The sequence below is a fragment of the Kitasatospora sp. NPDC059462 genome (genome assembly GCF_042749955.1).
Lineage (GTDB): Bacteria > Actinomycetota > Actinomycetes > Streptomycetales > Streptomycetaceae > Kitasatospora.
Genome location: NZ_JBHYUU010000228.1, coordinates 1 through 11,119, shown reverse-complemented (window position 1 = coordinate 11,119; position 11,119 = coordinate 1). Strand labels below are relative to the sequence as shown.

Sequence of the window (11,119 nt, the reverse complement as noted above, 5' to 3'; positions counted from 1 at the left end):
TTGCCCTCGTCATGCTGACCCTCGCAGGCCCCCGGCCCATCCTCCCCGGACGCCAACCCTCAACAGCCTGACCCACACATCAAGCAGGAGAGCCCGAAATCGCCTGGCACCGCGACCGCCTGGAGCAGGGCAGCCTGCTGCGCACGACTGCGGCCGGCCCGCAGGCCACGCCGGCCGCGAAGGAGCTGTGGTCCGTCTACCTCAACGCGTACAGCTGGGCGATCAGGTACCGCTTCGAGACGGTCACCGAGCACCACAGCGCCGTCGTCGAGGAGGTCCTGCGCCTGGGCGCGCACCCGCTCACGGCCACCGTCCTCGACCGGCTGCGCGACGGGGCGACCACGCAGGAGGACCTCGCCCGTCCGATGACCGCAGGAGCCCGCGCCCTCCTGCCCGACCAACTGGACGCCCTCGTACAGCAGCAGCTCCTCGACCGGCTGCCGGACGCAACCCTGCGAACCACGCCGGCCGGCAGCCTGCTCGCGGGTGTCCACGACGACCTCGCCGCCTGGTACGTCAAGAATCTGGGCCCCACCCGTTCGCAGGCCGCCGCCGCCCGCACCCTCCCCGCCGGCAGCAGCCTCTCCCCAACCCCGCCTCCGCCCCAGGGCACCGCTGCTGACCGACCGGGCCTGCGGCACTGACCGAGAGGACTGCCATCCCCACCGACCTCGACGAGATCGGCTTCGACGTCGACAACCTCCAACCCGCAAGCCGCAAGGACGAACTGGACCACGCCGGGCTGTCGCTGAGCCTGGACATGCTCCTGCCGCTGGCCGTCCAGCACGTGACCAACCCTCACACCGCGCTCCTGACGGAGAGCTTCTACCTCGTGTACGACCGCAGCATGACCTGGTACATCCCCGGGTCCCCGCAGTACGTCGGTGTCGACGTCCAGCGCGACCTGGCAGCGGGCACGTTCCGGTTCGACTACACCCGCCACCCCGTGTTCGCGCTCGCCCAGAACTGGCTGGTCTCCCGCGGCGCGGACCCGGCTCTCGTCACCCCGGACGTCGAGGATCCGATGGACACCGACCAGGCCACGCGCGACCTGGAGGAATTCCTCGCCCGCTCCGGCGACCGCTTCCACGCCGTGGACGACTACACGTACGACCAGGTCGACTCCTACCAGACCTGGGTCATCGTCCAGGACACCCGGCCCGAGCCCGGCCAGCAGCCCGTCCGGGTCCTCTTCGAGGACATCGACATGCCGGGTCACTCGTACACCCTGCGCGAGGGCGGCTTCCCCACCGTCGAGGCAGCGAGGAAGTGGACCACCAAGGCGGGGGCCGACGACAACCCGCTGCCCCCGCTGCTGATCGCTCCGCCCAGTGCCCGCGCCGCCGGGGCCCTGGCCGCGGGCACTGCCGTGGTCGCGGTCTCGCCCCCGCGGTCCGCGCCCGAGCCCGTGGCGGGCGCCGCCGACAGCCGCACCCCACGACCGAAGAGCCGCTGACACCGGCGCCGAGACCCCCGGAAGGACCCGGATCCCCATCCCCTACACCATCCAGCGCCCGCCGGCCCCGGATCAGCGGCGCCGCCCCCGCACCGCGGACCGCCGCAGCGTGCAGACCACGGTGCGGTTCACGCCCGCCGCCATCGCCGTGATCCGCGAACGCGCCTTCGCCGAGCACCTGACCGTGGCCGGGTTCGTCGGCAACGCGGCGCTGGCCGCCGCGCAGTCCAGCAATCCGCTGGGACGGCCCGACAGCGACCCGCGCAGGCCCCTCGTCGAGGCCCTCGACCGCGTGGCCGGCGAGCTGAACATGGCGGTCACCGCGGCCCGGGACGCCGACGACGGTCCGGCCCGGCAGGCTGCTCTCGCGGTGCTGCCCGCCGTTGCCGCCCGTACGTACCTCGCCCTCGACGCCGTCCTGGAGGCGTCCTGATCCCCGACGTCACGACGGGCAACGCCATCCGCCCGTTGCTCGCCTACCTCTACGGTCCCGGACGCCGCGAGGAACACACCGACCCGCACCTCGTCGCCGCCTGGGACCTTCACGGCGCCCCCGATCCCGGCCGCGACCGGGCGGCCGACCTGGGCCACCTCGCGGTCCGGCTCGACCAGTACGCCCGCCTGCGCGCCGCCGAACTCGGCTCGATGCCGCCCAGCAGGGTGTGGCACTGCTCCGTGCGCGCCGCCCCCGAGGACCCGCTGCTGTCCGACCAGCAGTGGGCGACGGTGGCCCGGCGCATCGCCCACGCCACGGGCCTGGCCCCCCTCGGGCGCCCCGAGTGCCGGTGGGTCGCGGTGCGCCACGCCGAGCACCACATCCACCTCGCCGGCATCACCGTCCTGCCCGACGGCTCCCGGCCCGGCATGCACCGCGCCGCGGTCCGTGCCCAGGCCGAGTGCCGAGCCCTCGAAGCCGAGTGGGGGCTACGTCCGGTCGGCCAGGGCAGGAACACCACCAGTTATCCGACCACAGCCGAGATCATCAAGGCCGAGCAGCACGGCTGGACCGAGCCGACCCGCGTCTGGCTCCAGCAGCAGATGCGCCAGGCCCTGCGGGAGGCCACCACCGTGGACGGCTACGCCAAAGCGCTGGCCGAGCGCGGGGTGCTGGTGCGCTGGCGCACCGCTGCCGACGGCGGTGCCGTGGGCTACAGCCTCGCCCGCCCTGGGGACACCGGCACCGGCGGCGTCCCGCTCTTCTTCGCCGCCGGACGGCTGGACTCCGCGTTGACCCTGCCCCGCGTCCTTCGCCACCTGTCCACCAAGAAGTCCAACGAAGGAATCCGATCATGACCAGCCCTCAGAGCCGCCTGGCGGACTTCGCGCACGCTCTGGCCGAACGACTTCCGGACCGGTGGGAAGCCACCGACCTGGACCTGAGCGACGACGCCGACCTTCGCCACCACTTCTACTACCGCGTGTGGGACCGCCGCCGTGCCCAGGACCTCGGGCTGGACCGCGACACCATGGCGCAGACGGCCGTGCTCGACGGCCCCGGCGGGCGCCAGCTCCTGGTACTGCCCACCGCCGAAGCGAACCGGCCCTTCCTGGTCTGCCCCCTCGTCGCCTTCGACGTGCCCGTGTACGACAGCATCTCTCCGCTCGGCTCCGTCGCCGTTCCCGCCGACCCGGCCACGGCCGCCGACGAACTCGCCGGCTCGCTGCTGCCCGTCTACGAGAGCGAGCTGCGGACCCGGCTCGACCATGTCGTCGGCGCCCTGGACGCCACCGAGGCGAGCATCGCCGCGTGCCTGGCCGCTGAGGCCGAGCACTCCGGCGACCCCGAACTGGCCCAGGAGCTGTACGAGATGAGGGGTGTGCGCTGGCTGTCCCACCCCGAGGACACCGACCTACTGCGCTGTGCCACCGAGGAAGTACTCGCCGCTCTGAGCCTGCTGCTGGGCCACCGCGGACCGCTGTCCGAAGCCCTGGTCGGCGTCACCACCCACGTCCGGACCTACAGCGAAGTGCACGACAGCTGCGAGGCGCTGATCGAGGCCGAGGTGATCGGCCGGATCCTCACCGCCGCCGGTCTGGCCGACACCAGCAGCGGCATATTCGATCCCGCGATCAAGGAGAAGATCGCCACCATCGACGCCCTCCCGATCGAGCGGCAGCGGGCCCTGGTACGGGCCGCCGCCGCGGCCTACACCCGGCGAACCGACGCCGGCTGACCTGACCACGGCAGCGGTGAGCGGTTCGAGGTCCACGACACATTCACCCGCCACGAACCACCGTACGAGACCTGGGTGATCGCCACCGACACCCAGCAGTCGCCCGGCCCGGCGCAGGTCTTCTTCTGGCAGCTGCCCGACGACAAGAGTCCCGCCTACACGGTCCGCAGCAGGCAGTTCGACAGCCTCGACGCCGCGTACGAGTGGACCCGGGACACCTCCGCGCCCCTTCCGGCCGCCGCCCGCGCCCAGGCGGCCCGGCTTCGCGCAGCACCGATCCAGCCCTCACCCACGCAAACCCCCACACCGCCGCCGACCGCCCCCAACACCCGCCGCTCCCAAGGCCGTTGACAGCACCCGCACCCACCGGAGCTCTAGCCCTTGCCCGACACCTACCTGCCGCACCACGACCCCGACGTCGAGACCCTGGTCCGCCCCCGCTACCTCGCCGGCCCCGGCGACCGGGCGTCCGTCGTCACCGCCTTCGAGCCGTTGCACGGGTGGCGGGTCGAGGCCCTCGGCCCGAGCCGCGCCGAGGTGATGGCCACCAGCCCGTGCCACCGTGTCCGCGTCGGGTACCGTCCCGACCAGCCGCAGGCGTGGCAGGTCGCCGCCTCCCCGGAACCGTTCACCGGCCCCGCCTGGCGCGGCGGATTCAGCCGGGCCACCCCGCCGGAGATCGTCCAGGCGTTCCTCGGCCAGCTGGCCGACTCCCTCCAGTTCGACGTGGTCAGCGACCACACGGGCACCTTCGTGTCGCTGGAGGGAGCGCTCGCGGACGCCAACCAGGCTCTCACCGACGCAGGTTGGTCGACGTCCCGCTCCGACGGCCACTGGCTGACCAGGTCGGGCGACGGCGCGGTCGAGTACGACGTCGCACCGCTCGCCGATCCGGCGGTCGAGCTGGCGGCCGACGTGCAGCGCGGCTTCACCTGGCGCATCTCCCCGGACGATCCGGACGTGGGATGGAGTGCTGCCTTCAGCTCGTGCACGCCGCTGCACCTGATCGCTGCGGTGAACGGCGCCGTCGCCGACGACAGCCCGGTCGTCCGTACCACCGACGAGCTGCCGCAGCGGGTGGTCGCCCGGGCCCGCACCGAGCAGGCCGAGGTCGACCGGCGCGCTGCCGAAGCTCGTACAGCGCTGCCGACCGCCGTCGAACTCCTCGCCGACCAGCGCTCCAGCGCCGCCCGCTCGGGCACCGCCCCGGCCCTCCGCGCCCCGCTGCGCGATCAGGCCGGACCGCTACGGCCCGCGGCGGCAGACCGGGGACGGCAGCGGTGAGGAACAACCGCGCCCTTGAGGCGTTCACCGGTGCGGTGGCCTGCCGGCTTCCCGGCACCTGGGAGTCGGCGCTGGAGGATGTGAGCACGTCGGCGGCGCTGACCAAGGTGTACGAGCGGCTCTGGGACCTCGGGATCACCCAGTGGGCCCTGCTGGACTTCGCCAACGACCGTCTCGGGATGCTGCGCGACGGCCGGGGCCGGGAGCTGGTCGTTCTCCCACGCCCGTTCCGTGCGGGCCGCTATCTGATCGCACCGCTGGTCCCGGCCGGAACGGAGCCCGGCGCGGTGGAGGACCTGACGCCGTTCGGTCTGTCCGTCAGCACGTCACCGGCGCGGGCGGCCGAAACGGCCCGCCGTCGACTCCTGCCCCGGCTCGACTACGCCCTGCTGCTGGCCGAGGAACGTGGGGCCTGTCCCGGACCGCCTTCCGACGAGGGACGCCGCCGGGTCCACGCCGCCACCGCCCGGACGAGCGTGCCGGCAGGCACCCCACCGGCCGTCGTCTACTCCGCTGGCCCCCTGCGTCCAGCCACCCCGCTTGCGGGCCGAGGCCGAGTCCCGGCCCCCTGACCGAACGAGATTTGTGCCCACTGCTTCCCCCGTCTCCACCGAGCCGCTCCTCTCCGTCCGCCCCACCCACCTCGCCGGGCCCGGCGACGCCGACCTGCCGTCAGTCCTCGCCGAGCGGCACGGCTGGTTCCGTCCCGACACCGTGCCTGCCCACGTCGTCCTCGTGAGCGGCACCGACGGCATCGCCCTCTCCAACGAACCAGGGCCGACACCCCTGTCGCTGAGCGGGGCCGACTGGTCGGTCGCCTTCTGCCACCAGGTACCGGCCGAGATCACCCAGTCCCTCCTCGACGAGGCCGCCACCGGCCTCCTCCACCGCCCGGACCTCTTCACCGGCACCGACCGCCTCGTCGGCCACCACGCCCGCGCGGCCCTGCTCGCGGCCGGCTGGTCCGGCCACCACCGCGACGGCTACGAGCTGGTCTCCGCCCCCGACCGCCGCGCCGCTCTCTCCTTCCCGCTGGAAGCCCCCGGCAGCGACGTGATGCTGACCGGCGCCGCCGAGAAGGGCACCTGGACGGTGCGGTTCGGCGCGACCGCCCCCGAGCCACTGCTGACCGCCGCGACCGCCGCCCTTCTGGCCCCGGCCGTCCGCCGGGCCGGGCAGCTCCCGGCGCGGCACCGGAACCTGCTGACCACCCAGACGCTCGCCGAACGCCCGCCGCGCACCGGACGGTTCGGCGCGGCTCGCGCCCGGACCACCGCGTCCCTTCCGGTGTCCACCGCACTTCCGCTCTCCGACCGGCCGCGCACCGGCAGCAGCGCGTCCGTGCCGGCGCCGCGGCACCGCCCGTCCTGACCTGGCCCCTCTCGCTCCTGGAGACCTCGCTGCCCGCCGATCCCGACCCCGACGACCTGGTCGCCGTCCGCCCGCTGGAACTCGGCGGCCCGACCGAGGCCGGTGCTGAACAGCCCAGTCCGCCACCAGCGTTGGTCGCGGTCACCCCTCGCCACTACGCCGGGCCCAGCGTCGACGCCGTCGACCGGCTTCGCCAACGTCTCCAGGCCGAGGGATGGGTTGATGCGGAGGGCGTCCTCACCAGTGCGTGCGGCCGGCTGGGCGTCGCCTGGCCCACCGAGTCGGACAAGCCGCGCGGCTGGGGACGCGAGCGGACGTACGCGCCGTGGCGGGTCTGGGGCACCCAGCGCGCCGGCGCGGGCGTCGCCTGGCGGGTCACCGGCTGGCGCCTCGTCCCCCAGGAGATCGTCGAAGGTCTGATCGGCGAGGCGACCACGATGCTGGACGAGGCCGACAAGGCCGACCGGACACCGTTCGAGTCGGGCGTCCTGGCGCTGGGGTTCCTGCCGTTGGCAGCCGCGGGCTGGACCAGCGAGGTGACCCCCAAGGGCGCCGCCACGTTCGAGTCGCCCGACGGACTCCTCAGCGCCCGCTGCGGGCCCCCGGACGCCCTGTACGAACTCCGCGGCCGACCAGCCGCTCGCATCTCCTGCCGGCGGGCGCTCGGATTCTGGGAGGTCGAGATCAGCGCGAACACCCCCTCCCGGCTGGCCGCCGCCCTGTGCCGCGACGTCGCCGACCCCGGGCCCCTGATCCGCAATCCCGATCACCTGCGCCTGGACGCCACCGACCGGGAGGTCGCCGTCGTCACCCCGGTCACCGCACAGTCCCTCACCACCGCGACCAGCCGCCGGGCCGCCGCCATCACCCGTTCCCTGCCCAGCCTGTCCTCCACGAGCACCACCGCGCCCGCCGGCAACCCTGCCACCGCTCACCCCGCGACCGCGAGCGCCTCACGGCGGTGACCGCCGACGGAGCCCCGCTCGGCGAGGCACCGTTCCGCCCACCCCCTCTGCTTGGAGCCCGAGTTGCCCACCGACACCGACGAACTGGTCGCCGTCCGCCCATTGGAGCTGGCCGGCACCGGCACCGCGCCCAGCGACCTGGGCGACCACCTCGTCTCCGCGTACGGGTGGGAGCACGACCCGGACAGCACCCCCGAAGAACCCCTGCTCGTCAGCCCCTGCCGCCGCATGGCCGTGGAGCGCGGCGACTTCCCCCTCGGCCGCCGCATCCTCCAGAACCACTGGAAGCTCTCCGCTTACGACAGCGGGGAGCAGGACGCCACGGAGCTCTGGTGCGCCTGGTTCAGCCCCAGGACGCCCTACGAACTCACCCATGGCCTTGTCCTGGACGCCGCCGGCCGACTCGACAGCGACCCAGCCACCGTCCTTGCCGACCGCAGGGCCGGTGACGACATCGCGCGGATCCTCTCCGACGCCGGATGGACGATCAAGCAGGGCCCCTGGCGGACGTTCATCCACTCGCCCGGCGCCGCCACCCTCCTGGTGCCCTCCCACCCAGAGCGCACACTCGCCTTCAGCCTGGGCAACACCAGCTCCGAGCTGGCGTGGGAGGTCATCGCCTCGCCGTGGGCTCCCGAGGCAGTCCTGCGCACGGTGGCGGTGACGCTGGCCTCGGACGCGGCGCTGCGCCGCCGCAGCGAGATCCCCGCCCACCACATGGCCCGCGTCACGATCGAGCCCGCCGCCTGCGCCGCCCTGCCGCGATGGCGCCCCCAGCTGGCGCCCCCGACCGACCTAGAGAACCCGCTGCCGACCACCCCCGACCGAACCGCCGCCGAACCGGCCCTCAGCCCCGAACCCGAACCGGAGCTGGTCACCGTAACCCCCCGCCACTACGCCGGACCCGGCCGTGGCGGTGCCGAACAGATCAAGGACCATCTCGCCTCCCAGGGCTGGACGTTGGGCACGACCTCGATGACCAGCCCGTGCGGCAGGCTCGGCGTCGCCTGGCCCGACGGCACCGACACCCCGACGCGGCAGAGCGCCGCCTGGCGGGTCTGGGGTGCCCAGCACCGGGGAGCGAGCGTCGCCTGGCGCATCACCAGCGGCGACCTGGCCCCGCCCGAGCTGATCGCCGGCGTAGTCGACGAGGCGCTCGCCATGCTGGACGAAGCCGGGTCGGACTCCCGCCAGCCCTTCCAGGCCGGAGTCCTGGCCCTCGGTCTCCTGCCCCTCGCCGAGGCGGGGTGGCAGAGCAACGTCGAGCCCCGCGGCTCCGTCTCCTTCCGCTCGCCCGACGGCTACGTCAACGCCCACTGCGACGTCCCGAGTGCCCTCCACGACCTGCGCGGAAAGCCCGCCGCCCGGATCAGCTGCTACCGGGCCCGCGGGTACTGGATGGCAGAGATCAGCGCGAACACCCCCTCCCGCCTCGCCGCCGCACTCTGCCGCGACCTCGCCTCCCCGGAGCCCCTGCTGCGCAGCACCACCGGCCTCCACCTTGACGCGACCGACCGGAAGGTCGCCGTCGTCACCCCGGTGAGTGCCGAGGCCGTCACTGCTCCAGCCCAACGGCGCACTGCGGCCCTCGCCCACGGCAGCCAGCTGCCCCGCTCGAGTCCGGAGCCCGGCACCGCCGCCGCCACAAGCACCCTGGTCAGCGCCCCCGCCCCCAGCCAGCGGCGCTGAACTCATCACTCAGAGACGACCATGACCGACCCCCCACACCCCGCGCTCCTGGACAGCCGCCGCCTGCTGAACGCCGCCTACGAGGGCCTGGGCAGCGCCCCAATCGCCGACCTACTGGTCGCCGCGAGCCGGACGCTGGAGCCGTCCAGGGGCTGCCTGGCCCTCGCCGACGCCGGCTTCCGCCTCGCCCAGCAGGTGTACCCGCGTCCACAGAACCCGCTCGACCCTGCCGTGCTGACCGCCTTGGCCAATGCCGACACCCTCAAGGGCACGGCGCGGCTGGCATGCTTCTGGCGGGCACTCGCCACGACCGCAGGCCCCGACGAATTGGTCATCGAGCTACCGGAGTTGCCCACGCCTACCCCCGGCCCGCAGCAGCAGGCAGTCGCCTGGCTGCACAACGGACACCTCTTCTCCCGTCTGGGGGCCGCGTCATACACGGCCCTTGAGGTGGCCCTCATGGCCGCCATCGACGACGAGGCCCCCCTGCCGCGGGCCCTCGCCAACCTGGGACCGACGGTCTGCGGCATCGTGCCCGAAGGCCCGAACCTGCCGACGGCGTGGTCCGCCACGATCGAGGCGACCGCCCGCCATGCCGTCGCCTCCGCGTACGGGCTGCCCCGCGAGGCCGGGCTGCTGGACGCACGCATCCTCGAGATCCTGGCCGACGCCGCCCGGGCACCCCAGCGGATCCAGGCCGAGCTGCTGGAGGACGCCGCCGGCGCGTTCCGCTACGCGAGCGACGAGCTGTTCACCACCCCGGCGGAGAGCCGCCGTGCGGACGCGGCCCGTACATGCACCACGACCAAGCGCCCACGGACAACCCCGCAGCCGGCCTCGGCTGCACCACGGACGCTGCCGCAGCAGCGCCGCGCCCGCTGACCGTCGAGTCCCGCACCCCGGAACACGGCCGGCACCCGCCGCCCAAGCCCCGACCCGAACACCACGGAGAAACCCTGACCTCGCATCCTCTCGACTCCGCCCAGGGGCCATCGCCCGTCCACGAGGCGGGGGCGCCCGCAGAGCGCACAGCCCAGCAGTTCGTGCCGATCCGGCGCACCGCCACCGGCGAGACCACCACCACGAGCTACAACGCCGCCGCGTTGCGGATCCTGCTCCGGGTCGGCTTCGAGGAGGCTCCTGGCCCGGCCGAGGCCCCGGGCGAACTGGTCCGGACAGAGCCCGTGAGCGGGCCGGCCGCGCCCCCACGGTCCCGGTGATCGTCTCGCCCTTGATCCGCTCCGGGAACGGCCCCACCATCCCGGCACATTGCCAACCCCGCCCGCCCGCGAACCCGTTGGAGGTTCCTCGCTTTGACCACGCCCGCACCGCCCGTCAAACCAGCACACGCCAAGCCCGGCGAACTTCGGGCCAAGGTCGCCAAGTTGCTGGCCGACCGGCCGGCGGACCCGCTCACCATCGGGGAGATATCCAAGGCGCTGGGTCACTCCCACGGTGCCGTCCAGCAGGCGGTCAACACCCTGGTTCAGCGCGGAGAGGCCGACCAGCTCGGCACTGGTGGAAGGCAGTTCCGCGCGAACGGGAAGACCGCCTTCGCCGCAGCAGTCGTGGTGATCAGTCCACCGCGGACCCATTCTCCCCGGGCCCAGGCTGCCACGGCCCGAACGGCCCCGCCCCCAGCGGCCACGCCCAGGCAGGTCGGTCCGATCCGCCGAGCGGGCGGCCAGCTCTACTACCCCCGGGAGCTGGCCTCCCTGCCCGACGTCGAGGCACTGGCGCGGCTGCGTGCCGCCGACGTGCCGGTGCTGCTCTACGGTCCCCCGGGCACCGGCAAGACCTCGCTGATCGAGGCGGCGTTCCCGGACTTGATCACCGTCGCGGGCGATGGCGACACCACGGTCGGCGACCTGATCGGCGACTACACGCTGGACGACAGTGGGGGCTACGTCTGGCAGTACGGTCCGCTGGTCACCGCGATGACCGAGGGCCGCGCTCTGCTGATCGACGACGCGACCTTGATCTCGCCCAAAGTTCTGTCGGCGATGTATCCAGCGATGGACGGGCGCCGCCAGATCCAGGTCAAGGCCCACCGGGGCGAGACCGTCACGGCTCAGCCCGGCTTTTTCGGGCTCTCCTGCCGCATGTGTGGGTGCGCTGATCTACGGCTGGACGTGAAACACGCCGTCCTCTGTGATCCTTGAGGTGTCGAAGCCCAAATT

At 73.5% G+C, this 11,119-nt stretch carries 13 protein-coding genes and 1 pseudogene; all 14 read left to right on the top strand.

Annotation, left to right across the window (positions count from 1 at the left end; all coding sequences use genetic code 11):
* Nucleotides 1–365 precede the first annotated feature (365 nt).
* Complete coding sequence (locus tag ACFXAM_RS34460; RefSeq protein ID WP_380297331.1) at nucleotides 366–644, top strand: hypothetical protein; 279 nt, start codon at nucleotides 366–368, stop codon at nucleotides 642–644.
* Nucleotides 645–760: 116 nt separating this feature from the next.
* Nucleotides 761–1,456 carry a hypothetical protein gene (locus ACFXAM_RS34455; protein ID WP_380297329.1) on the top strand — a complete coding sequence of 232 codons (696 nt, stop codon included), beginning with the start codon at nucleotides 761–763 and terminating at the stop codon, nucleotides 1,454–1,456.
* Between the two features lie 109 nt (nucleotides 1,457–1,565).
* The gene (locus ACFXAM_RS34450) at nucleotides 1,566–1,889 is read left to right on the top strand and encodes a hypothetical protein (protein WP_380297327.1); all 324 of its coding nucleotides are present in this window, start codon (nucleotides 1,566–1,568) and stop codon (nucleotides 1,887–1,889) included.
* A gap of 35 nt (nucleotides 1,890–1,924) precedes the next feature.
* On the top strand, nucleotides 1,925–2,749 hold the full coding sequence (locus tag ACFXAM_RS34445; RefSeq protein ID WP_380297325.1) for a hypothetical protein: 825 nt from the start codon (nucleotides 1,925–1,927) through the stop codon (nucleotides 2,747–2,749).
* Nucleotides 2,746–3,630 (top strand): hypothetical protein, encoded by an 885-nt coding sequence (locus ACFXAM_RS34440; RefSeq protein ID WP_380297324.1) that lies wholly within the window; start codon nucleotides 2,746–2,748, stop codon nucleotides 3,628–3,630. The genes ACFXAM_RS34445 and ACFXAM_RS34440 overlap by 4 nt, the downstream gene beginning before the upstream one ends.
* A gap of 75 nt (nucleotides 3,631–3,705) precedes the next feature.
* The gene (locus ACFXAM_RS34435) at nucleotides 3,706–3,981 is read left to right on the top strand and encodes a hypothetical protein (protein ID WP_380297322.1); all 276 of its coding nucleotides are present in this window, start codon (nucleotides 3,706–3,708) and stop codon (nucleotides 3,979–3,981) included.
* Between the two features lie 30 nt (nucleotides 3,982–4,011).
* Nucleotides 4,012–4,914: a DUF317 domain-containing protein gene (locus tag ACFXAM_RS34430; protein ID WP_380297320.1), complete on the top strand. Its 903-nt coding sequence runs from the start codon at nucleotides 4,012–4,014 to the stop codon at nucleotides 4,912–4,914.
* Entirely contained in the window at nucleotides 4,911–5,486 is a 576-nt protein-coding gene (locus tag ACFXAM_RS34425; protein WP_380297319.1) for a hypothetical protein, read from the top strand. The genes ACFXAM_RS34430 and ACFXAM_RS34425 overlap by 4 nt, the downstream gene beginning before the upstream one ends.
* A 13-nt stretch (nucleotides 5,487–5,499) precedes the next feature.
* On the top strand, nucleotides 5,500–6,285 hold the full coding sequence (locus ACFXAM_RS34420) for a hypothetical protein (protein WP_380297318.1): 786 nt from the start codon (nucleotides 5,500–5,502) through the stop codon (nucleotides 6,283–6,285).
* A 131-nt stretch (nucleotides 6,286–6,416) separates the two neighbouring features.
* Nucleotides 6,417–7,250 carry a hypothetical protein gene (locus ACFXAM_RS34415; protein ID WP_380297316.1) on the top strand — a complete coding sequence of 278 codons (834 nt, stop codon included), beginning with the start codon at nucleotides 6,417–6,419 and terminating at the stop codon, nucleotides 7,248–7,250.
* A gap of 63 nt (nucleotides 7,251–7,313) precedes the next feature.
* A complete protein-coding gene (locus ACFXAM_RS34410) occupies nucleotides 7,314–8,939 on the top strand; it encodes a DUF317 domain-containing protein (protein ID WP_380297314.1) in 1,626 nt (541 codons plus the stop codon).
* A 21-nt stretch (nucleotides 8,940–8,960) separates the two neighbouring features.
* On the top strand, nucleotides 8,961–9,821 hold the full coding sequence (locus ACFXAM_RS34405; protein ID WP_380297313.1) for a hypothetical protein: 861 nt from the start codon (nucleotides 8,961–8,963) through the stop codon (nucleotides 9,819–9,821).
* Between the two features lie 161 nt (nucleotides 9,822–9,982).
* Nucleotides 9,983–10,159 (top strand): hypothetical protein, encoded by a 177-nt coding sequence (locus ACFXAM_RS34400; RefSeq protein ID WP_380297312.1) that lies wholly within the window; start codon nucleotides 9,983–9,985, stop codon nucleotides 10,157–10,159.
* Nucleotides 10,160–10,327: 168 nt separating this feature from the next.
* A pseudogene (locus ACFXAM_RS34395) lies at nucleotides 10,328–11,026 on the top strand (AAA family ATPase); the annotation flags it as partial.
* Nucleotides 11,027–11,119 lie beyond the last annotated feature (93 nt).